Below are 21,461 nucleotides of genomic sequence, written 5' to 3' on the forward strand. Positions count from 1 at the left end.
CTCCTTTTTTCTTGATACTGGCTGTAATGAGCTGGGTCAATGTGTCAGAGCCTTTTTTGGAAAGATGAACACCATCTGGATGAAAATAGGAAGGCTGTCCTGTGGTAGCTGAATAGCCACACGCTCGATGACTGCATTCACATCATTTTTCCAATATCTTGGAACGCGAGTATTCACAAGAAAAATATGTGCTTTCGAGAAGTGTTGAATGAGGTCAAAGTCCCCTCTGTAAAATAACCATTTGTGCCAAGCTCAATAATAACAGCGGCATCAGATTGATTAAATGACGCATATTGAGGCGCAATACTGACAGCTTCGTTCATTTGTCTGCCAACCTTCGCATCAATGGTGATTTGTGCATATGCTTTTTCAAGATTCCGCGCAATGTCCAGCATGACGGAATCACCAATGGCAAGAACTTGGTGAAACTGTTTCTGATCTGCTCCTTTTTTCTCGTGTTTTTCTTCTTTTTCTTCGCCTTTGATTCCGATGAGTCTCCTGCCTTTTTCGGTGCTGTTTTTATTTGTGTCACTTCCTTGGCATGTGGGGATGTATGGGAGGAACTGGACATGCCAATGGCAAATAAGATCAAGAGAGCTGCGACGATTCCAAGGAACACTTTATGAGATGTAGACCATTGTTTGAATCCCCTTTTCCAAATCGGTCAAGAGGAAAAATATTGTCTAAACCCGAGCTTTCGAATCGGCTGTTCAATCAAACGATAGGAAGCCTCTGATATGAGTAGAATCGCGATGAGTTGAAATGTGACACGTCCGATGGAAGGCTGTCCAATTTCAATGACCGGTGTGGTCACCCAATGAGGAGTGCAAACGCACGCGTGTCTGTTCCATAATATATCCTGCTCGGATTAGTATCCGGTGAATAGAGAATCGCCATCCAAAGCGCAGAAGCGAGCGCCAGACCAAAGGTGATCATGGGAAGATGGGATTTATTTTTCACCCATTTCAGTCCAGCAATCAACAGTACCGGCCAAATGAGATAAAATTGCTCTTCAATCGCCAACGACCATAAATTTTTTAGTGGATATACAGCATTGAAGCTGTCAAAGTAAGAAAGCTGATGAAAAATGTACCACCAGTTATTCACATAAAAAAGGACGATAAGGCATCGCCGCGAATGGACATTAATGCATTTGAACTAGCAATGGCGCACCAGCTCTTGATAGCCCAAATCCTGTTTATGCAGCAAGATTGTTGTAATCAAGTAACCAGAAATCACAAAAAATAAATCGACGCCAAGAAACCCGCCGCTTGCGGGGGCGATATGTAAGTGATAAGCAATGACCGCCAATACGCAACAGCTCTCAGCCCATCTAATCCTAATATGTAACGTAAACGGTTTTCCTTGCTGTTCATGAAAATGAATCTCCCATCAATGGTAAAGCACCTTTATTTTAGGACACTTATTTATCGTATATTTAATAGACGAGATCGCATAATATTTAGTTTGAATTTCCTTAATAAATTTTGTGGATCGTTACAATAATAAATAACATTTTTGGTTTTATATTGACTAATATACATAAAATAGAATAATATCGTAGAAAAAGGAGTGGTAGTGAATCAATAGTTTAGTAAAAAGGTGTTTGATAATATTAATAGTTCTTTTGATTTATTTTAAATGTTTTGAGTTACACTCAAAACATTTAAACTTCACTAGTAATATTCATCAACAGATTCCATGGAGCATAAAGTTAACAAAAAAATATGTGGAAAATAATAGAGGAGGAGAAAGTGTACGAATAGCAATAATTGATAGTGGGATAGATGGGACACACCCTGATTTGGTAGGTAAAGTTAAAAAAGGACTTAACACAATTGGTAAAGGAGGAGAACAAGAGGACAGTTTAGGGCACGGTACTGCTGTAGCTGGAATAATCACCGCTAATGATAATGAAATTGGACTTGTAGGTATAACGCAGAATGTAGAGTTATATCCTGTTAAAATTCTAGATGCAAAAGGCAAGGGATCAATAAAAAATTTTGTCAAAGCTGTTCAATGGTGTATTGATAATAAAATTGATGTTATCAATGCTAGTTTTGGATTAATGAAAGATGATCCATCTGTTAAGAAGATTATAGACAAAGCAATACAAAAAAACATAATTATAGTAGCTGCTGTTGGTAATAAGTATGGAAGGAAAATGGATTACCCAGCTGCTTATGAGAATGTTTTTTCTGTAACCGCTGTGGATAAGCATAAGAAGGTAGCTGAATTTTCATCTAAAGGAAATTATGATTTTGCTGCTCCTGGTGTAGATATACCAGTTCTTAGGCCTCATAACAACTATGCGATTGAAAGTGGCACCTCTTTAGCGAGTGCCCATATTACAGGTGTAGTAAGCTTAATTTTACAGTACCGGGAAAGTTTTAATATTAATTCTGAAGAAAGTTTAAACCAACAAATATATAACATCTTGAAAAAATGGTATTGATGATTATTTGAATAAAATTGTTTTTTTAAACAAGAAACTCGGAGGTTTAGTTTAGGATGATGAATAAAATAAGTAAGTTAATCTCAATTGTTATATGCCTATCGCTGGTTATAACTTTGTTTTTCCAATTTCCAAATAAAACAGAGGCTGTTACCACAAAAGATTTTCATGTTTTAGAAGATAGTAATGAAAAATATGTAATTTCACAGGAGCAAGACGGAGTAACTGGTATTCTAACTCTAAATAAAAAAACAGTAGAAATCAGTTATCAAACTGAAGAAATTGGTAGTGAAGGTGAAAAGGTTTCAAAAGATTATGAAGTTGACTTGCAGACACTTTTAAATGATAATTTAGACGTTACGTTTAAAGATACAAAAGATGATAAGAAATATGAAGTGAATTCTGAAGATATTCAAGCATCTTTTGCATTTGTTATTCCTATTGGTATTGCTATTGGGGCTGTTCTATTAGAACATTTATTAGCTTTGGGACTTGCAGTAACAGTAGTAGGTGTTACCTATATTGCTTATTCTGAATTTATAAAAAGGAAAGACAATAAACATAATCACTTTATTGCTTATCGAGACAAAGATAAACCTCATTTATTTATTGGAAAAGGTATTAGTCGTGCAAACGCTGTAAAAAGATTAGCTCAGAAAAAAGATACATGGTCTACTTCCAAAAGCAATGCACAATCTATTGCTAAAGCAGCCAGTCCGATTGGAAAAGTAATAGGCGCAGAAATTGACAAAAAAGGTAAAAATAAACATTATCACTATCATCCAGTTTATAAATTAAAAGGTAAATATGAAAGAACTGGAGCACATGCTTTTTTTGGCGCCCCTAGATAAGAAATCCAGATAGAGGAGGTTTTCGATGATTGTTCTTAATCGTCAACCAAGAAAGAAGGAATACAATGCGCTCATCGATTTATGTTGTGAAGTATGTGATGAGTTCCAATTAGTTTTTAGAAAAGATTTTGCTGATTTTGCTGATTATCGTGAAATTCTAGATAAACTTTCACCATCTCTTAAAGAAATGAAGGAAGAGTCTGAATGGGCCACCACGATTCTAGGAGATGGTCAAACAGCATATGTTTATTATTATTATGCCAATGAACACACAAAAAATCTGTTAAAAGAACTTTCGAACTCTCTATATGGGTGGGTTCACCCTAATTTACTGGAGGATTTATCATTCTTCAAAAATGGTAAAGAGTGGCTGGTTTCAAGCTCACATGAAGAGGAGAGCTATATTTTTCCTGAAAACGAGGAAGAAATTGAGAGTTTAAAACAAATCAAAGGCCTTAGATGGACTATACAAGAAGATGATGAATAAGTAATTTTAACGGCTTTTCCCTAGAAGGGAGAAGTCTTTTTTATTCAAACTAACTCTTTTATACTCAAACCGAAAATCCCTGTCATAATAAAAGAAGAAGGAAAGGGGATGTGTTGAATGAGAACGATTGAAAATGATCTGTTATTGGTCCAAATCAATGAGCGAGGCGCCGAGGTGAGAGCGGTGCTTCATAAAGAAAGCGGACGTCACTATATGTGGTCTGGTGATCCTGCTTATTGGGGCAGGGTGTCGCCCGTCTTATTTCCGATTGTCGGACGGTTGAAGGATGATCAATATAAGATAGGAGACCAAACATATGAACTCTCTCAGCATGGATTTTTGCGTGATGTTGATTTCGATCTATTGAAAGAAGCAAAAGATGATGTGGTTTTTCAATATCAATCAAATGGCCGCCACACTGCACAATATCCGTATGAATTTACAGCACGTATTCGTTATGAGCTGTCGGAAAATGGTCTGACGATTTCCTGGGAAATTGTTCACGACGGTGATGACACGATGTATTTCTCTATTGGCGGGCATCCGGCATTTCATGTCCCGCTTGTTGAAGGGGAGAAGCCTGCGGATTATTCACTCACATTGACACCTTCTACCGAACATGATCCAGTCCAATATGAACTTCAGGATTCACTTGTAAGAGAGAAGAAAAAAGGTGTTCAACTTGAGCCGATTCAGCTTCGCCCAGAGCTTTTTCAGAACGATGCGATGATCTTTAGCCATATCAATCGAGTATCATTGACTTCACAGGCGGGTCACGGGGTTGAGGTCGATCTCAGTGGCTTTCCGTTCGTTGGTATTTGGTCTCCATATGATCAAGAAAAGGGAACGATGGCACCTTTTGTTTGTATTGAGCCTTGGTATGGGATCGCTGATATGGAAGGGACGAATGGGCAGTATAAGGAGAAATTCGGCATTCAAACTTTAGAGAAGAATGAGACCTTTCACGCAGCCTATACCATTTTCTTTAAATGAACATTTGTGCATGATGAGATGAACAATTTGTTATGATAGAAGAAAAAAGGAGGCGTACGAATGGATCGGGAGAAACAGCAATTAAGTATTGAAGCAGCAAGGCTCTATTACTTATCTGATTACAGTCAGCAGGAAATCGCCAAACAGCTTGACCTGTCGCGACCAACTGTGTCTCGGCTGCTTCAATATGCGAAGGAAAAAGGGTACGTCCAAATTTCGGTGATGGACCCGTTTGAGGATTTAAATGAGCTGTCCTCTTTGCTGAAAGAAAAATATGATCTGCTTGAGGCCCATGTGGTATTTTCGCCAAAGGACGACTATCCAACCATCACCGATTACTTGAGCCGGTTTGGTGCTGATTACCTGCAAGACAAGGTAAAAGACGGCGATATCGTTGGGGTGAGCTGGGGAACCACGATGTATCAAATTGCACAAAAGATGCAACCTAAACAAGTAAAGGGTGTAGAGGTGGTCCAGCTAAAAGGCGGGATCAGCCACTCACATGTGAATACATATTCTGCGGAAACAATCCAGCTGTTTGCTGAGGCTTTTCAAACAGCCCCACGCTATTTACCGCTGCCTGTTGTGTTTGATAGTGCAACCGTCAAAGAGATGGTCGAACAGGATAGACATATTCAGCGCATCATTGAAATGGGCAGACAGGCGAATATCGCTGTGTTTACTGTGGGGACGGTAAGAGATGAGGCACTTTTGTTTAGGCTCGGTTATTTCCGTGAAGAAGAAAAGGCACTGCTCAAGGCATCCAGCGTGGGAGATATTTGTTCTCGTTTTTATGATCAAGAAGGACGCATTTGCAGTGAAGCCATTAACAATCGAACAATCGGCGTGGAGCTTGATGATTTAAGAACAAAAGAACGCTCCATTCTTGTCGCTGGCGGACATCGAAAGGTTGCCTCCATCCATGGGGCGCTTAGAGGAAAATATGCGAACGTATTAATTATTGACCAGCACACAGCAAGGGCTCTTTTAAATGTCACAAAATAGTTGAACAAAATTTCATAACTATGTTTACAATTGTTCAATGGTGATTTAAGATGAAAGTATCATAATTAAAAGGAAGTGTGAAGCATGACGATAGCAAAGCTCATTGATCATACAGCACTAAAACCAGATACATCTAAAGCTGCGATCATGCAGTTAATTGAAGAAGCCAAGACCTATCAGTTTGCCTCCGTTTGTGTCAATCCAACATGGGTGTCTCTTGCAGCAAAAGAGCTGGCAGGAACAGGCGTTGATGTGTGTACAGTCATTGGTTTCCCGTTAGGCGCAAGCACAACGGCGGTCAAAGCATTCGAAACAAAGGATGCGATTGAAAACGGTGCAACAGAAGTGGACATGGTCATCAACATTGCCGCATTAAAAGATGGCGACAATGATGTCGTTGAACAAGATATTCGTGCCGTTGTAGAAGCTGCAAAAGGCAAGGCGCTTGTGAAAGTCATTATTGAAACATGTTTACTGACAGATGAAGAAAAAGTACGTGCATGTGAGCTTTCAGTAAAAGCTGGCGCTGACTTTGTGAAAACATCAACTGGTTTTAGTACAGGCGGTGCAACAGCTGAGGACATCGCATTAATGCGTAAAACAGTAGGACCTGACATCGGTGTCAAAGCATCAGGCGGTGTGAGAACAAAAGAAGACGTTGAAGCGATGACAGCTGCAGGCGCTACCCGCATTGGTGCCAGTGCAGGCGTTTCCATTATTAAAGGTGATCAATCAGCTCCTTCGAAAGACTATTAATTCATACGATCCTATGGTAGGATAACATTCATGACTCATTAAATGATGAAAAAGTCATATGCGGAAGAATCTCATTTATGGTAATTTCTTCCGCGCTTTGTTTGCGAAATAGGGTTTGCATCATACAAGCGCATTAATGTAAACGAATTCATTCAAGGAGGAAAAACATGAAATACGTCATTGGTATCTTCGGTTTGCTGGTGATTCTCGCCATTGCATGGCTGGCAAGTAACGGGAAAAAGCGAGTGAAATTCCGTCCAGTCATTGTCATGATTTTACTGCAATTTATTTTAGGTTATATTCTGCTCAATACAGGTGTTGGAAACTTCCTAGTTGGAGGCTTTGCAAAAGGGTTCCAAATGCTTCTAGGCTATGCCGGTGAAGGGATCAACTTCGTATTTGGCGGATTAATGAATGATAATGCATCAACTTTCTTCATCAATGTCTTGCTGCCGATCGTCTTTATTTCTGCATTGATTGGTATTCTGCAGCACTGGCGTATCCTTCCGCTGATCGTACGCGGAATTGGATATTTGCTTAGTAAAGTCAATGGAATGGGGAAACTAGAATCTTACAACGCCGTAGCGTCAGCGATTTTAGGTCAATCAGAAGTGTTCATTTCCATTAAGAAACAGCTCGGATTATTACCTCAACAGCGTCTTTATACATTGTGTGCATCTGCGATGTCGACTGTATCAATGTCTATTGTCGGTGCGTACATGCAAATGATTAAACCAGAGTACGTTGTCACAGCACTTGTGCTGAACTTATTTGGTGGATTTATTATTGCGTCTATCATCAATCCATATGAAGTGTCTAAGGACGAAGATATGCTCGAAGTTGTAGAAGAAGAAAGGCAATCCTTCTTCGAAATGCTTGGCGAATATATTATGGATGGTTTCAAAGTAGCCATTGTTGTTGCTGCGATGTTGATTGGATTCGTTGCATTAATTGCGATGATTAATGGTATTTTCACAGCAACGATTGGCATCTCTTTCCAAGATATACTTGGATATGTGTTTGCACCATTTGCTTTCCTTGTCGGTGTACCTTGGAGCGAAGCGGTACAAGCAGGAAGTATTATGGCGACGAAAATGGTGTCTAACGAATTTGTAGCAATGCTGGCTCTTTCTGGGGACGGTCTCCATTTCACTGCTCGTACAGAAGCAATCATTTCTGTATTCCTTGTGTCATTTGCCAACTTCTCGTCTATCGGTATCATTGCTGGAGCAGTCAAAGGCTTAAACGAAAAACAAGGAAACGTTGTCGCACGCTTTGGATTAAAGCTGTTATTCGGTGCAACACTCGTCAGCTTCTTAACAGCAGTCGTTGTCGGTTTGATTTACTAATTTAAAAAAGGAATGGTGAAAACAATGAGAATGGTAGATATCATTGCGAAAAAACGTGACGGAAAAGAATTATCTTCAGAGGAAATTTCTTTCTTTGTCAAAGGATATACGGACGGAACAATTCCTGACTACCAAGCAAGTGCTTTGGCGATGGCGATTTTCTTCCAAGATATGACGGATCAAGAGCGTGCAGATTTAACACTCGCTATGGCAAACTCAGGGGACACAATTGACTTGTCTGCTATCGACGGCATTAAAGTAGACAAGCATTCAACAGGCGGTGTAGGCGATACAACAACGCTTGTACTGGCTCCTCTTGTTGCAGCACTTGATGTACCTGTTGCGAAAATGTCTGGACGCGGCCTTGGACATACAGGTGGAACAGTGGATAAGCTTGAGGCGGTCAAAGGCTTCCACGTTGAAATATCAAAAGACGAGTTCATCGAGCTGGTGAACCGTCATAAAGTTGCGGTTATTGGACAATCAGGCAACCTGACACCTGCGGATAAAAAGCTATATGCTCTTCGTGATGTGACAGGAACTGTTAACTCCATCCCGCTGATCGCAAGCTCTATTATGAGTAAGAAAATCGCTGCTGGTGCAGATGCCATTGTATTAGATGTGAAAACAGGTGCAGGTGCTTTCATGAAAACACCTGAAGACTCTGAAAAGCTCGCAAAAGCAATGGTTCGCATCGGGAACAATGTTGGCAGACAAACAATGGCTGTTATCTCTGATATGTCTCAGCCGCTTGGCTTAGCGATTGGAAATGCTTTAGAAGTGAAAGAAGCCATCGACACACTGCGTGGTGAAGGTCCTGAAGATTTAAATGAACTTGTGCTCACATTAGGAAGTCAGATGGTCGTTCTTGCGAAAAAAGCAAGCACACTTGATGAAGCAAGAGAAAAGCTGATTGAAGTGATGAAAAACGGCAAAGCACTAGAGAAATTCAAAGAATTCTTAGAAAACCAAGGTGGAGACAGCTCCATTGTGGATCAGCCTGAAAAACTGCCGCAAGCACCTTACCAAATCGAAGTACCTGCAAAAGAATCAGGTGTGGTTGCTGAAATCGTCGCAGACGAAATTGGTGTCGCAGCGATGATTCTTGGAGCGGGACGTGCAACAAAAGAAGACGATATTGATCTATCTGTCGGCATCATGCTCAACAAAAAAGTAGGCGATCGTGTAGAAAAAGGCGAATCTCTCGTGACGCTTCATGCAAATCGTGAAGATGTGGCGAATGTGATCGAGAAAATTTATGACAACATCCGCATTGCTGACCATGCCGATGCACCGACTTTGATTCATACGGTTATTACTGAATAAAGAAAAAGGACAAAAGTGATTCGTCGCTTTTGTCCTTTTTTACTAAAAATATTAACGTAGTGTTAAGTTGTACTTATCTAATAAATTCTTTGAATACTTATAAATTATGACTCCAATTAAAGTACCTAAAGTATTTGTTATGATGTCATCAACATCAAAACTTCTATAATTGTAGCCTACAATCAAATCTAAAACAAATTGTATCAATTCAATACTTAGGCTCACTAGGAAACCTATATAAGTAACCTTTCGTAATTGATAAAATGAGAAAAGAATAGGCAGAATAAATCCTAGTGGTATGAATAGAATAACGTTTCCAATGATTTGTTTTATAAATGATGTCAGGCCTAATTCAAGTGTGACAATGATTGTTTTAAAAGGTATTAAATTATGAATAGTACCTAAATTGTCTTCTATCATGAGTTCTATTAACTTCTTTTGATAAGGAAATGGGAAAAAAGTTAGTGAAACAAGACTAGCAATATATAAAGAAAATAATATATAGTATAGAAATAAGATTTTACTTGTAGTACCGCGCATTAATTTATATATGAAGATCACTAAACTAGTACCGCATATAATGAAATAGGGTGGAGAAGGATTTAACATATGAGACTCTCCTTGAATCTAAGATTATCAGTAACTTAGAGAACCGTTACTAGATTTTTCAAATCCTAGACGAGTAACTAACTCATTACTCCACCAATTCTGTTCATATACATGAATGGTGAAATAGGTATCTCCGCCCCAACTTGTCATGTTTATCTTTCCGGTTACAGAATTTTTAGTTGACTTGTATTTACCAATATATAATTGGTGGGTCATATCAAATTTGAAATCTTTAGTGGCTGCTTGAGCTACTATTGGCGTAATCATAATGAAACAAATCATAATAACTGTTAAAAACTTAAGAAAATTCTTTTTCAAAATTATCATCCTTTATTAAATTTTTACTTACTTTTGAAATAATTACATTTTATAGTAATTAAGTCAATATTTTTTGAGTGAAATTTAATACTATCCTTTTTATTTATTTTGGTAGAGTTGAGTTACCTTATGAAACAAACCTCTTGCAATCATGAAACAATGGGTGTATATTAGTTGACGAGTCAATGATTGATATATCAACTAATTGATCTGAATAGAAAAGAGGGGATGGCATTGACTGCATTTTGCTCTGAAGAAGCAGAGGTATTATATCGTTTGCAGTGCGTGAGCCGTATGATGGGTGTGAAGTTCGAAGCATGCACGGGCATCAGCCAATCAAGACTGGAATTGCTATCACTGTTATTCAAGGCCGACGAAATCAGCCAATCAGATTTGCAGAAAAAAGTAAATATTGATAGTGCGGCTGTGACGCGTCACTTAAAGCAGTTAGAAACAAAAGGAATGGTCACGCGCAGAAGAAAGCCAGAAGATAATCGAGTCACACTTGTTCGTCTCACAGATGAAGGCAGAACAAGAATCGAAGCTTCTAAAAAAGAAAAAGAACGATTTATCTCAGAAATGCTTGAAAACGTAAGTGATGAAGAACGAAAGCTTCTCACTGATGTGCTCATCCGTATACAACAAAACATCGAAAAGATTCAAACAACCTAAAGGAGTGTTACACATGGCTACAACATTAAAAACAAACGATTTTATGGACATTATGAAAGGACGCCGCTCGATTCGTAACTATGATCCATCTGTGAAAATTAGCAAAGAAGAAATGACAGAGATTTTAGAAGAGGCAACTACAGCACCATCATCAGTGAATGCACAGCCTTGGCGCTTCATGGTCATTGACAGCCCAGAAGGAAAAGAAAAGCTTGCACCACTCGCAAAATTCAACCAAACACAAGTGGCAACATCATCAGCTGTCATCGCAGTGTTCGCAGATATGAAAAACAATGAATACTTAGAAGAAATTTATTCAAAAGCAGTAGAAAATGGCTACATGCCGCAGGAAGTAAAAGAAAGACAAATTGCTGCATTAACTGCACATTTTGACGCTCTTCCAGAGCAAGTGAATCGTGAAACGATCTTAATTGACGGTGGACTTGTGTCTATGCAGCTCATGCTTGTTGCTCGTGCTCATGGCTATGATACAAACCCAATTGGCGGATATGACAAAGAGGTCATCGCTGAAACGTTTGGCTGGGATAAAGAACGCTATGTACCAGTCATGCTTCTATCCATTGGGAAAGCGGCTGACGAAGGTTATGCATCTTACCGCTTACCGATCGATCGTATAGCGGAGTGGAAATAATTTTTGAAAAAGGGAGACGATCACATGATCATTATTCATGCAGGGATGACCATTCATCCAGAAAAGGAAAACGTATTTCTAGAAGAGATCAATGGGTTAATGAAAGCTTCACAGGCAGAAGAAGGCAATATATCCTACAAGCTGTTCAAGGATACTGAAAAGGAAAATGCCTTTCTAATGGTAGAAGTGTGGAAAGATGAAACAGCGGTTCAGAGTCATAATGCCAGTGCACATTTCCAAGCTTTCGTAGCAAAGGCAAAAGAATTTTTAGCGGCTCCGCTTGATGTTGTAGCATTTCAAGGAGAGCAGCTTTCATAGAAAAACAACAAACACCCTAGGCGTTTATTGCCTAGGGTTCGTTTATTTTCGATATCTATTTCACTCCCGTATTGTGCATTTTCCACAAAGTTTCTGAAAACAAAATGTTTTTCGGCTTAAGTATATTGGAATATGCTAGAATAAGATATTATTTATTACCAAATTAGGGAGGAAATAATATGAAAAAAAGAAAATGGACGAGCATAGCACTAACGGCTGTCCTCAGTTTAGGCACATTGACAGCTTTCAGCACCCCTCTATCTGCCCACACCTCGGAAAAGTCAACATCCTCAGATGGCGGTCATTATTCAGGTATTCCATTTGACGCAAGTGTTGTGAATGAAGACCGTCTCATCAAAGCCTTGAAAAAGCAAGGGAAAATCAAAAAGAATGCCAATGAAGCAGAATCCCAAAAAGCATTAAAGAAATATCTCAAGAAAAAAGAAGAAGCGGCGATGAAACAAAGCGCAAGCACCTTAACAGAAGAACCTGAATTCCTGAAAGAATACAAACAAAAAGTACATAACAAACTAGCCAAAAAGAAAAAATTAAAGAAGCATCAAGGACAAGTAGAAAATGAAGTGAAACCGGTTAAAAAGGAAAAGTATAAAGGTGAAGTTCGCAATGATAAAGTATTGGTTTTATTAATAGATTTTAAAGATTATAAGCATAATAGTATTAAAAAAGAAGAGACTGATATGTACTATGATAAGTACGATCAGCAGCACTATCAAGATATGATTTTCGGAGAAAATGGCTACATCGGTCCAGATGGTAAACGCAAAGTATCCATGAAGCAATATTATGAAAATCAGTCTGGTGGTAGCTATACCATTAGTGGAACAGTTGCTGGATGGTATACGGCTAAGCATGATGCTGCTTATTATGGTGGGAACGGACCTGACGAAGAAGGCAGTGATGTCAGACCGCGTGAATTGGTGCAAGAAGCATTAGAAGAAGCGGCAAAAGACCCAAATATTGACCTTGGTGAATATGATCAATGGGATCGTTATGATATTGATGAGGACGGTGTTTATCATGAGCCGGACGGCATTATTGACCATCTCATGGTCGTTCACGCTGGCATAGGTGAAGAAGCAGGCGGCGGACAGCTTGGCTCTGATGCTATTTGGTCGCACCGCTGGTCACTTGGTGATGTATTTGAGATTCCAAACACTGAATCTGAAGTGGGTCAAGGTGGAAAGTTAGGCGCTCTAGATTATACCATTGAGCCTGAAGATGGCGCAGCGGGCGTTTTCACACATGAATTTGGACATGATCTTGGTCTTCCTGATGAGTACGATACACAATACACAGGCAGAGGAGAGCCCGTTTCTTATTGGTCTATCATGTCAAGCGGGAGCTGGGCAGGTAGAATACCTGGTACGGAACCAACAGGCTTTAGTCCATATGCGAAAGAAATGCTTCAAAATCTGCATGGCGGCAACTGGCTTTCTGGAAAAACCATTGATGGTACAACTTTAAAGAAAAGTAAAACAGTATTAATCGATGAAGCAGCCACAAAAGGAACCAATTATGATGCGGTTCGGGTCGATTTACCAGATAAAGAGATTGTCGTTACGCAGCCTGCCCAAGGGAAATACGCATACTTTAGCGGAACAGGTGACAATTTGAACGCAACCATGACGACAACAGGGATTGATTTGTCGAAGGGAAGCAAAGCAGAGCTTACTTTTAAAGCATGGTACGATATCGAAGAGGATTTTGATTATGCGTATGTAGAAGTTCGTGAAACTGGGACAGATAAGTGGACAACCATTGCTGGTAATATCACGAATGATCGAAATGAAGAAGGGGCTAATGAAGGCAATGGCATCGACGGAACATCAGACGGCTGGGTAGACGCATCCTTTGATCTGTCGGCTTATGCAGGGAAGAAGATCGATCTGCAATTCCGCTATACAACTGATGCAGGATATTCACTGCCAGGTTTATTTGTAGATGATCTAAAGATAACAGCTGATGGATTGGAAGTGTGGTCAGATGATGCGGAGGGAACGCCCACGTTCACCTTCAATGGATTCTCTCAATCTAATGGAAAACAATTTGCAGGGCAGTACTATTTACTAGAATGGCGCTCTTATGCTGAAGTCGATAAAGGCTTGAAGCATATCAAACGTGGGGCGAGTCTGATGAGCTATAATAACGGTTTGGTCGTGTGGTATGTTGATCAATCGTATAGTGATAACTGGGTTGGAAAACATCCAGGTAACGGCTTCCTTGGTGTCGTAGATGCGGATCAACAAGTGTTGAAATGGAGTGACGGCACTATCGCAACAACAGGTTTCCAAGTACATGATGCAGCATTCTCTTTGAATCCAAGTACGAAGTTGAATATTGATTATACAGCGACAACAGGCTTAACTTTAGAAGATCGCTATATTCGACCGACCCGTACATTTAGTGACAAAAAGAACTATGTGAATCCAGATAATCCAGATGCAGGACGTGATGTACCAACATATGGTCTATCCTTTAAAGTCGTCGGACAAAGTAAGGATCGTTCTGTTGGAAAGGTATTAATTTCTAAAAGTAACTAAACAAAAAGCCGGTTTCTATCACTGAATCCGGCTTTTTCCTATGTGAAGTTGAGAATTTTTATCCCAAGATCGCTCTTTGATCGAATGTCTGTTCTTTTTTATTTTGATATCCGAATGAAATCATTATATAATAGAGACTGGAAGGTTTTTCTTTCATGCGTAGTTCTTTTTAGCTGTTAAAAAACAGGAAAGGATGAGCGTTACCAATGAGTTGTGTCACTGACAAGCAATTAAGGGTGATTCGAGGGACAATGCAGACTTTTTGCAGCCATTTAGAATATGATGGCCACGGGAAGCTTCATATCAATACCATCATGGCTTTTATTAAAAAGGAATTTGGTGTAAGAAAAATGAAAGATATTCCACAAAGTCGGTTTACTGAAGCGTTAGAACTCATCCAAGACTTTGATTTATACACGGACAAAATACAGATTCATGATCGTCTGCCAGAAAGGAATTAACTAAATTGAATATTTTAGCAATGATTTTAGTAGGAATTGTCGCTTTAGAACACATTGTCATCATGTTACTAGAAATGTTTTTTATGGAATCAAACATGGCGAAAAGATCTTTCCGACTGCCTGAACACTTACAAAAGGATCCAAATGTGAAAGTGATGTTTGCTAATCAAGGGCTTTATAACGGTTTTCTAGCTGCAGGACTCATTTGGGGGCTCATTCTTGGATCAAATACTGTTGGATATATGATTCAGCTATTTTTCATTCTTTGTGTGTTGATCGCAGCGATATTTGGCGGTGTGACTTCTAATAAATCCATTTTAATTAAACAAGGTTTACCAGCCTTGCTCGCATTAATTGCGCTCATGCTGGCTATTTAATTCGAAAGAAAGCCGCCCTAGTCGGGGCGGCTTTTATCTTTTTCGAAGACCCATCAAACGAATAATGGATGTGAGGCACAGTGCAACAGCAACAGCCAAAATGATTTTTCCGTACATGACCCCAGTTAGGTTCATCAAAAAGACGGCTAATATGATACAGAGCGTGATGATAATCATCACAATCGAATAGGTTTTCATCTCTTTTTCCACTCCTTTAAAAGTCTCTCTAGCACAAGAGGTCTGTCAATCGTTTCTCAATATTATATATCACTCCATAACAATTTTACATGAAATTCCCTGCCAATAGAAAGTGACAGAATGATTAGATTGAAAGTGATGCCATATTTTTTAGAAAATCGGGTATAACATAAATAGTTGCACCTAAGTATGATTGCTTGAAATTTAATTGCACAAAATATAAAATAGCCACATGATGAATGGAAAGGATGATGAAGTTGAGTAAGAAAGTTTTATTAGTATCAACAAGCAGCTCAGAAATGAACGGACACCCAACAGGCTTATGGTTAGAAGAATTGGCCGAGCCATTTCATATTTTTAAAGAAAATGAACTAGACGTACAAATTGTTTCTATACGGGGCGGAACAGTACCGATTGATAAAAATTCGATTCCCGACGGTGTCCCAGCGCAATATCAAGATGTGTATGAATTACTTCAAGACACAAAGGCACTAACAGATGTGAACCCAGCTGATTATGATGGGATCTTCTTTGCAGGAGGACATGGCCCAATGATCGACTTTGCGTCTAATCAACTGGTAGCCGATGCGATCTTAGCGATTTTAGACAAAAATGGCGCGGTTGGAGCAGTTTGCCACGGTGTTTCTGCCTTTGTTGATGTGAAGGGTCGTGATGGAAAGTCGTTTATCGAGGGGAAGAAAATAACTGGCTTCACGAACGAGGAAGAGGACGCTGTTCAGCTGACATCTAAGGTTCCATTTTTATTAGAAACAAAGCTTCGTGAGCAAGGTGCAGCATTTGAAAAAGGCGAAGCATTTGAGCCATTTGCTGTTGTAGATGGACAAATCATTACGGGACAAAATCCAGGATCAAGTGCAGAAACAGCACGCTTATTTGTCAAAACCATTTCATAAATCACTAAAAACCAGTCGTGACTCATCTCATGCGGCTGGTTTTTTGTTATAAAAATTTTCCAAAAAGACTAAAACAAGTATTGAAAAATGGTAAAATGATCACAGGGTAAAAAACCCAAATAAGGGAAAAGGGGATGTTCCTGTGAGAGCATTTTACGTAAAAATCACCGCTGCCTTACTATCTATTTTATTGGTAACAGGCTTATTTTCACCAGCCATAAAAGCGGAAGATACACCAAAACCAAATGGAAAAATGTCGCCGCTTACAGAAAAAGCCATTCAGCAAGTGCAAGAGTCATTTGTCAAGCAAGATAAAGGAACGGCGATTCAACAAAAGCAAGTGAAAAAATCGTTTAAAGTAGATAAGAAAAACGGGGTGAGTATTAAACGAAAAGCCGCTGCCGATGGAAAGTTGCGTACGTCTGCTGTTCGCTCGATTGATGGACTAGCCATCAATCAATCGTCTGTTTTAAACGAGGAAGATCCAGTTGATTTATGGTTTTTAAGCACATCGTCACCTCAGGCGCTTATTAGCCGGATTACTTCTCCAAATGCTGATTATTTCGTCCAATTATTTGTGGTTGATTTTGAAGCAGATCAAGCCTATCCGACGGATCTCATTCAGCCGGCAGGAAGCCTGCTTGGATTAACCAATTTACCGGCTGGTGATTACGCATTCGGTATCACCAGCGGAGGAGACTTCGGAGACGCCTACACGTTGCAGGTTAATGCGAAAAATCCACCCAATTTCACAGGTGCTGTATCCCTATCGTCAACCTTGCAATACTTTGTCGCTGAGTATGAAAATGGAGACGTCTTTGCGAACGGTGCAAAAGTGTATAACAACCAATCAAAGACGGCGGATTATCAATGGGAGCGTGTATTTTATTTCTCCTATGATGGAAAATATGAACAGAGAACCCATTCTATTTCAAGCGTGAAAGTGAAAAGCATTTCGACACCAGTGTCGTACTCAGCCCCTTATGCGAGCTCATCTGAGGCCATTCTCGTTTACTTAGATGTGGAGACATTGTTTATGTACCATCAATCTTCGTTTGCTAGCGGACAATACTACCATGATACCTTTGTGGATACACTCGGGAAGACAACGCCAAGGCGTTTAGACATTGATGATCTGACAAATTACGGTGATCATATATTGGCTGTTGATTTAAAAACAGGAAAGCCAATTGATTTCTTCAGTGTCCTGAATTTCTACTATGCTGCAGGAATCGAGAAGCTACCAACAATCAAAACATTGAATTAAGATAGGCGGTTGACATCAAATCGCCACATGTGTAGAGTAAAGATAATTAAATGACAAAAGTCCACTAGGGGAGTCATGTATGACTGAGACAAGAGAAAATCTTGGACCCTTTGAACCTGATCTAGTTTGTACTAGCGGAGGGAAGTGGAGCTGGACCTTGTCTTATTCATGATTGAATCGATAAGAAGGCCGCTCCATTTGGGGTGGCTTTTTCATTTATTCAACTGAAGAAGAGGAGGCTTTTTTTATGACATTTTCAACGCAATTAAGGCAAGAAGCAGAACCATTATTTGAAGCCATTTATCAGCATCCGTTTGTCAGAGGACTTGCAGTAGGAAAGCTGGAAAAGGAGCAGATCATTCATTACGTCAAACAAGATGCAGAATATTTAAATGCTTTTATTAAAATTTATGCGGCGGCAATCAGCCGGTGTACAGACAGAGAGGATATTCGCTTTTTCCACCAACAGATGGCGTTTGTACTCGATAGTGAGACGCATCCTCATCAAAACCTTTGCCGAGTAGCAGGTGTAGCATATGATGAGCTTCAGGGTGCTTCTTTGGCGCCAAGCGCTCACCATTATATTCATCACATGCTGCAAGTCGCTCAGGAAGGCACACTTGGAGAAATCATTGCAGTGCTGCTCCCGTGCCCTTGGACTTATTGGGAAATAGGCAAACGAATGCTCTCAGATGTGCAGCCTGACACAGCCCATCCGTTTTATGAGTGGATCACGTTTTATGGCGGGTTAACGGACTCTGTCACAGTGGAGCTTTGCAAACGACTTGATCAGTGGGCAGAAGAAGCAAGTGAGAAAGAAAAAGAGAAAATGAAACAGCACTTCATCTTAAGCTGTCAACTTGAGTATCAATTTTGGGAAATGGCCTTTACTGTGGAAGAGTGGCCAGTCCAAATGGAGGTGCATTCTTCATGACGTGGAAAATGAAAGAAGTCGTTCTTGCTGTCATTTTATCTGTAGCGTGCGGTGTCATCTATTTAGGGTGGTCGACTCTTTATTTACCGATTACAGCACTTGTTGGCCCAGCAGGGGGCAGCATCATGTTCGGAATTTGGGTCATTGCCAGTCCAATCGTTGCTTACATTATCCAAAAGCCAGGAGCTGCACTCATCGCAGAAACAGCTGCCGCCGCCGTAGAATTACTGACAGGCAGCCACTTTGGTCTTTCTGCGCTGCTGATTGGTATATGTCAAGGCTTTGGGGCAGAAATCGCCTTCGCGCTTTTTGGCTATCAGCGATATCGCATGTGGACACTCATGCTGTCTGGTGCCTTTGCAGCAGTAGGAGCGATGGTATATAGCCTGATTGCCAATGGCTTTGGTTATTACACCCCTCAAGTGCTACTCATGACACTTGTCACTCAAATCATCAGTGGCATGCTACTCGGTGGATGCTTAGCAAAGGTTGTAGTGGATGCCTTATCTAAAACTGGTGTATTGAATCAATATGCCATTATGAAAGAAAAACGAAATAAGGGTGAACAGCATGGATTCATTTCTCGCGTGCAGTAACCTTACTGTCCGTTTTTATGAACAGACGAACCCCGTGCTCCATCAAGTATCTCTTTCTATTCAAAAGGGGGAAAAGGTGCTGATTTTAGGACCAAGCGGAAGCGGAAAATCCACGCTCATTTCGGTGCTTGCTGGAATCATTCCAGAACATATGGAAGCTCATGTACAGGGAGAAGTGATGTTGCAAAGACATACAGGTGTCATGTTTCAAGACCCAGACGCCCAGTTTTGTATGCACCGAGTCAATGAAGAAATTGCGTTTAGCCTAGAGAACCGCTCTGTGCCTCGTGAAGAAATGGATGACATCATTCAACATCTCATGCAAAAGGTAAAGCTGGATGTCGCTCCAAATACAGATATTCATACATTATCTGGCGGCATGAAGCAGCGGCTGGCGCTTGCTTGTTTACTAGCGCTAGAGCCAGATGTCCTGTTCTTTGATGAACCGACTGCACAGCTTGACCCAGCAGGACGAATGGAGGTATTTCAACTGCTTCAGCAGCTTTCTGCTGATCAGGATCAAACGATGATTTTTGTGGAGCATGTGTTAGACGGTGTGATCGAGTGGATGGATCGGGTGATTTTATTAGACCATCAAGGCCGTATTATAGCAGATGGACGTCCAAAAGACGTGATGAAAGCGTTTGGGGAAGAAATGAAAGAGGCAGGAATTTGGCGTCCGAAAATATTTCCCGAGAAATGGTCCACAGTCGTACAAGATCCATTTCATCCACTAAGCCAAACACTCATGCAAACCTTTGAGGCAAGAAAAGAGCGGCATGAGAAAGTCTCATCAATAGATGGAGAGACAATCCTTCGAACCGAACACCTTCAACTAAGCTACGGGAAAAAAAGGATTATAGATGACCTGCAGCTAGACATAAAAGCAGGCGATTGGGTTGCGATCATCGGTGAAAATGGAAGCGGGAAAAGTACGTTTCTTAAACATGTCATACGTTTAGAGCCATTAAAAAAAGGCCACATTTTCTTAAAAGAAAAACATCTAAAAAAGTGGTCTGACCGATCACTATATGAAGAGGCGGGCTTTGTATTTCAAAATCCTGAACTTCAATTTATACAGGACACAGTGTTTGATGAAATCGCATTTGGTGGAAGACAGCGAAATTGGCCAGAATCAGTGGTGCAAGAAAAAACGAATCAGCTATTAGTAGAGTTCGGCTTAGAGAAGCATGCAAACGCGCATCCATTCACCTTAAGTTTAGGGCAGAAAAGAAGACTAAGTGTCGCCACGATGCTTCTTTTCGATCAGGATGTACTCCTTTTAGATGAACCGACCTTCGGGCAGGACGAGAAAACGGCGAAGGAGCTAATCAGACGTCTGAAAGAGCGTCAACGGCAAGGCACCACTATTATCATGGTCACACATGATATGGAGCTCGTCGATGCGTGCGCTGATCAGGTACTTCTTTTTCATCAAGGGGAGCATGTGTATGATGGGACGCCTTTCGATTTATTTTCAAATCAGGAACTCGTCAATGGTTATCAGCTGAGAGTGCCTTTGCATTACCGCTATGTGGTTGAAAGAAAGGAAGTGCTTACGCTTGCAAAGTAATCATTCCTTTCTATCCACTGTGAATCCAGTCGTGAAATTACTCGCTCATCTCCTTGCGATGTGCTGTCTGATGGCCATTTCCGATCCTAAAACAACGTTCGTCATCTGGTTTTTGGCCCTTGGCATCGGGCTTGTCTTAGGCGGCTGGAATATCCAATATCTCATCACAAGACTTGTTCCTTATCTGCTCTTTTTTATTCTCGTGTTTTGGATGATGGCGGCTTTTGGTAAGGGGGATCATACTGTGTGGAAGTGGGCATGGTTTCATGTCACAGAGGAGAGTTTAAGAAATGGACTCACCATTTCTTTTAGAATGCTTGGCTTTGTGACATTTGGTCTCCTTTTTACATCCACAACTGATTTGACGGCCTTTATGATGAGCTTGATACATCAATGCCGAATGTCACCAAAATGGGCGTATGGAATGCTTGCAGGCTTCCGGTTTATCCCGTTGTTTCAAAGTGAATTAAAGCAAATGAAGGCTGCGCATAAAATCAGAGGCTACAAGCAAAAAAACAGCTGGAAAGCTTTTATGCGTTATGCACTGCCCCTTTTCACGCAGGGCATTCGGAAGTCAGAGCGCTTGGCCATTGCGATGGAAGCAAGAGGCTTCACAGGAACGAGAGAGCGAACGTATTATCATGTCATCAGCACATCATGGATTGACTACATGTATCTCTTTTTCATTAGTGTGAGTGTCCTGTTGTGCATGCTTATTTTTTGATAAACCCCCACATTCTTATGATGGAATGTGGGTTTTTTATGTGACTTAGGTCATTTGGTTGATAT

The 21,461-nt window shown here is 40.3% G+C and carries 24 protein-coding genes, 1 pseudogene and 1 riboswitch; of the genes and pseudogenes, 20 read left to right on the plus strand and 5 right to left on the minus strand.

What is annotated here, in order from left to right; translation table 11 throughout:
- Positions 1-173: 173 nt before the first annotated feature.
- Together BK049_RS19780 and BK049_RS20120 are read right to left on the minus strand one after the other, a co-directional pair.
- Positions 174-395 (minus strand): SGNH/GDSL hydrolase family protein, encoded by a 222-nt coding sequence (locus BK049_RS19780; RefSeq protein ID WP_242059680.1) that lies wholly within the window; start codon positions 393-395, stop codon positions 174-176.
- Positions 396-813: 418 nt separating this feature from the next.
- Positions 814-1,376: pseudogene (locus BK049_RS20120) on the minus strand (acyltransferase family protein); the annotation flags it as partial.
- Positions 1,377-1,606: 230 nt separating this feature from the next.
- Between BK049_RS20120 and BK049_RS08985 the strand changes: the two are divergent.
- From BK049_RS08985 to BK049_RS09020, 8 genes are all read left to right on the plus strand, one after another.
- Positions 1,607-2,455, plus strand: coding sequence for a S8 family peptidase (locus BK049_RS08985; protein WP_071168338.1), 849 nt, complete (start codon positions 1,607-1,609; stop codon positions 2,453-2,455).
- Between the two features lie 56 nt (positions 2,456-2,511).
- On the plus strand, positions 2,512-3,306 hold the full coding sequence (locus tag BK049_RS08990) for an SAR2788 family putative toxin (RefSeq protein ID WP_083381106.1): 795 nt from the start codon (positions 2,512-2,514) through the stop codon (positions 3,304-3,306).
- A gap of 25 nt (positions 3,307-3,331) precedes the next feature.
- Positions 3,332-3,793: a hypothetical protein gene (locus tag BK049_RS08995; RefSeq protein WP_047203556.1), complete on the plus strand. Its 462-nt coding sequence runs from the start codon at positions 3,332-3,334 to the stop codon at positions 3,791-3,793.
- A gap of 117 nt (positions 3,794-3,910) precedes the next feature.
- Positions 3,911-4,786 carry an aldose 1-epimerase family protein gene (locus tag BK049_RS09000; protein WP_008355645.1) on the plus strand — a complete coding sequence of 292 codons (876 nt, stop codon included), beginning with the start codon at positions 3,911-3,913 and terminating at the stop codon, positions 4,784-4,786.
- Between the two features lie 60 nt (positions 4,787-4,846).
- Positions 4,847-5,791, plus strand: coding sequence for a DNA-binding transcriptional repressor DeoR (locus BK049_RS09005; protein ID WP_008355643.1), 945 nt, complete (start codon positions 4,847-4,849; stop codon positions 5,789-5,791).
- Positions 5,792-5,875: 84 nt separating this feature from the next.
- Positions 5,876-6,547: a deoxyribose-phosphate aldolase gene (deoC, locus tag BK049_RS09010; protein WP_008355642.1), complete on the plus strand. Its 672-nt coding sequence runs from the start codon at positions 5,876-5,878 to the stop codon at positions 6,545-6,547.
- 167 nt (positions 6,548-6,714) lie between these two features.
- Positions 6,715-7,896 (plus strand): NupC/NupG family nucleoside CNT transporter, encoded by a 1,182-nt coding sequence (locus BK049_RS09015; RefSeq protein ID WP_071168339.1) that lies wholly within the window; start codon positions 6,715-6,717, stop codon positions 7,894-7,896.
- Positions 7,897-7,920: 24 nt separating this feature from the next.
- A complete protein-coding gene (locus BK049_RS09020; RefSeq protein WP_008355638.1) occupies positions 7,921-9,222 on the plus strand; it encodes a pyrimidine-nucleoside phosphorylase in 1,302 nt (433 codons plus the stop codon).
- Positions 9,223-9,273: 51 nt separating this feature from the next.
- Here the strand turns inward: BK049_RS09020 and BK049_RS09025 are convergent, their stop codons facing one another.
- The gene (locus tag BK049_RS09025) at positions 9,274-9,831 is read right to left on the minus strand and encodes a VanZ family protein (protein WP_071168340.1); all 558 of its coding nucleotides are present in this window, start codon (positions 9,829-9,831) and stop codon (positions 9,274-9,276) included.
- Between the two features lie 27 nt (positions 9,832-9,858).
- Entirely contained in the window at positions 9,859-10,149 is a 291-nt protein-coding gene (locus BK049_RS09030; RefSeq protein ID WP_071168341.1) for a hypothetical protein, read from the minus strand.
- A 228-nt stretch (positions 10,150-10,377) separates the two neighbouring features.
- Between BK049_RS09030 and BK049_RS09035 the strand changes: the two genes are divergently transcribed.
- From BK049_RS09035 to BK049_RS09060, 6 genes are all read left to right on the plus strand, one after another.
- On the plus strand, positions 10,378-10,821 hold the full coding sequence (locus BK049_RS09035; protein WP_051009096.1) for a MarR family winged helix-turn-helix transcriptional regulator: 444 nt from the start codon (positions 10,378-10,380) through the stop codon (positions 10,819-10,821).
- A gap of 13 nt (positions 10,822-10,834) precedes the next feature.
- On the plus strand, positions 10,835-11,473 hold the full coding sequence (locus BK049_RS09040) for a nitroreductase family protein (RefSeq protein ID WP_008355631.1): 639 nt from the start codon (positions 10,835-10,837) through the stop codon (positions 11,471-11,473).
- 24 nt (positions 11,474-11,497) lie between these two features.
- Positions 11,498-11,791, plus strand: coding sequence for a putative quinol monooxygenase (locus BK049_RS09045; RefSeq protein WP_071168342.1), 294 nt, complete (start codon positions 11,498-11,500; stop codon positions 11,789-11,791).
- A 179-nt stretch (positions 11,792-11,970) separates the two neighbouring features.
- Entirely contained in the window at positions 11,971-14,352 is a 2,382-nt protein-coding gene (locus BK049_RS09050; protein ID WP_071168343.1) for an immune inhibitor A domain-containing protein, read from the plus strand.
- 206 nt (positions 14,353-14,558) lie between these two features.
- The gene (locus tag BK049_RS09055; protein WP_008355623.1) at positions 14,559-14,813 is read left to right on the plus strand and encodes an ORF6C domain-containing protein; all 255 of its coding nucleotides are present in this window, start codon (positions 14,559-14,561) and stop codon (positions 14,811-14,813) included.
- A gap of 5 nt (positions 14,814-14,818) precedes the next feature.
- On the plus strand, positions 14,819-15,190 hold the full coding sequence (locus tag BK049_RS09060) for a DUF1304 domain-containing protein (protein ID WP_008355621.1): 372 nt from the start codon (positions 14,819-14,821) through the stop codon (positions 15,188-15,190).
- A gap of 33 nt (positions 15,191-15,223) precedes the next feature.
- On the opposite strand, the gene BK049_RS19500 is transcribed toward BK049_RS09060, so the two are convergent.
- Entirely contained in the window at positions 15,224-15,388 is a 165-nt protein-coding gene (locus BK049_RS19500; RefSeq protein ID WP_003214630.1) for a hypothetical protein, read from the minus strand.
- Positions 15,389-15,645: 257 nt separating this feature from the next.
- Between BK049_RS19500 and BK049_RS09065 the strand changes: the two genes are divergently transcribed.
- The 6 genes from BK049_RS09065 (at position 15,646) to BK049_RS09090 (ending at position 21,396) form a co-directional block, all read left to right on the plus strand.
- Positions 15,646-16,302 (plus strand): type 1 glutamine amidotransferase domain-containing protein, encoded by a 657-nt coding sequence (locus BK049_RS09065; RefSeq protein WP_071168344.1) that lies wholly within the window; start codon positions 15,646-15,648, stop codon positions 16,300-16,302.
- Between the two features lie 142 nt (positions 16,303-16,444).
- On the plus strand, positions 16,445-17,569 hold the full coding sequence (locus tag BK049_RS09070) for a hypothetical protein (protein WP_071168345.1): 1,125 nt from the start codon (positions 16,445-16,447) through the stop codon (positions 17,567-17,569).
- A 56-nt stretch (positions 17,570-17,625) separates the two neighbouring features.
- Positions 17,626-17,729: riboswitch (TPP riboswitch) on the plus strand.
- Between the two features lie 87 nt (positions 17,730-17,816).
- The gene (gene tenA / locus BK049_RS09075) at positions 17,817-18,503 is read left to right on the plus strand and encodes a thiaminase II (RefSeq protein ID WP_071168346.1); all 687 of its coding nucleotides are present in this window, start codon (positions 17,817-17,819) and stop codon (positions 18,501-18,503) included.
- Positions 18,500-19,099, plus strand: a complete 600-nt coding sequence (locus tag BK049_RS09080) for an ECF transporter S component (protein ID WP_008355611.1) — start codon at positions 18,500-18,502, stop codon at positions 19,097-19,099. The genes tenA and BK049_RS09080 overlap by 4 nt, the downstream gene beginning before the upstream one ends.
- Positions 19,074-20,672, plus strand: coding sequence for an ABC transporter ATP-binding protein (locus tag BK049_RS09085; protein ID WP_071168347.1), 1,599 nt, complete (start codon positions 19,074-19,076; stop codon positions 20,670-20,672). The genes BK049_RS09080 and BK049_RS09085 overlap by 26 nt, the downstream gene beginning before the upstream one ends.
- Positions 20,662-21,396, plus strand: coding sequence for an energy-coupling factor transporter transmembrane component T family protein (locus BK049_RS09090; protein WP_071168348.1), 735 nt, complete (start codon positions 20,662-20,664; stop codon positions 21,394-21,396). Before BK049_RS09085 ends, BK049_RS09090 begins: the two co-directional genes overlap by 11 nt.
- The last annotated feature ends 65 nt before the right edge of the window (positions 21,397-21,461 follow it).

Origin of the sequence: Bacillus xiamenensis (assembly GCF_001857925.1) — a bacterium.
In the GTDB taxonomy this organism is placed as follows: Bacteria; Bacillota; Bacilli; order Bacillales; family Bacillaceae; genus Bacillus; species Bacillus xiamenensis.

Excerpts from the sequence above, each read along its gene's own strand:
- BK049_RS19780 (WP_242059680.1), bottom strand. The coding sequence starts at position 395 with ATGCTGGACATTGCGCGGAATCTTGAAAAAGCATATGCACAAATCACC.
- BK049_RS08990 (WP_083381106.1), top strand. The coding sequence starts at position 2,512 with ATGATGAATAAAATAAGTAAGTTAATCTCAATTGTTATATGCCTATCG.
- BK049_RS08995 (WP_047203556.1), top strand. The coding sequence starts at position 3,332 with ATGATTGTTCTTAATCGTCAACCAAGAAAGAAGGAATACAATGCGCTC.
- BK049_RS09000 (WP_008355645.1), top strand. The coding sequence starts at position 3,911 with ATGAGAACGATTGAAAATGATCTGTTATTGGTCCAAATCAATGAGCGA.
- BK049_RS09005 (WP_008355643.1), top strand. The coding sequence starts at position 4,847 with ATGGATCGGGAGAAACAGCAATTAAGTATTGAAGCAGCAAGGCTCTAT.
- deoC (WP_008355642.1), top strand. The coding sequence starts at position 5,876 with ATGACGATAGCAAAGCTCATTGATCATACAGCACTAAAACCAGATACA.
- BK049_RS09015 (WP_071168339.1), top strand. The coding sequence starts at position 6,715 with ATGAAATACGTCATTGGTATCTTCGGTTTGCTGGTGATTCTCGCCATT.
- BK049_RS09020 (WP_008355638.1), top strand. The coding sequence starts at position 7,921 with ATGAGAATGGTAGATATCATTGCGAAAAAACGTGACGGAAAAGAATTA.
- BK049_RS09025 (WP_071168340.1), bottom strand. The coding sequence starts at position 9,831 with ATGTTAAATCCTTCTCCACCCTATTTCATTATATGCGGTACTAGTTTA.
- BK049_RS09035 (WP_051009096.1), top strand. The coding sequence starts at position 10,378 with ATGGCATTGACTGCATTTTGCTCTGAAGAAGCAGAGGTATTATATCGT.
- BK049_RS09040 (WP_008355631.1), top strand. The coding sequence starts at position 10,835 with ATGGCTACAACATTAAAAACAAACGATTTTATGGACATTATGAAAGGA.
- BK049_RS09045 (WP_071168342.1), top strand. The coding sequence starts at position 11,498 with ATGATCATTATTCATGCAGGGATGACCATTCATCCAGAAAAGGAAAAC.
- BK049_RS09050 (WP_071168343.1), top strand. The coding sequence starts at position 11,971 with ATGAAAAAAAGAAAATGGACGAGCATAGCACTAACGGCTGTCCTCAGT.
- BK049_RS09055 (WP_008355623.1), top strand. The coding sequence starts at position 14,559 with ATGAGTTGTGTCACTGACAAGCAATTAAGGGTGATTCGAGGGACAATG.
- BK049_RS19500 (WP_003214630.1), bottom strand. The coding sequence starts at position 15,388 with ATGAAAACCTATTCGATTGTGATGATTATCATCACGCTCTGTATCATA.
- tenA (WP_071168346.1), top strand. The coding sequence starts at position 17,817 with ATGACATTTTCAACGCAATTAAGGCAAGAAGCAGAACCATTATTTGAA.
- BK049_RS09080 (WP_008355611.1), top strand. The coding sequence starts at position 18,500 with ATGACGTGGAAAATGAAAGAAGTCGTTCTTGCTGTCATTTTATCTGTA.
- BK049_RS09085 (WP_071168347.1), top strand. The coding sequence starts at position 19,074 with ATGGATTCATTTCTCGCGTGCAGTAACCTTACTGTCCGTTTTTATGAA.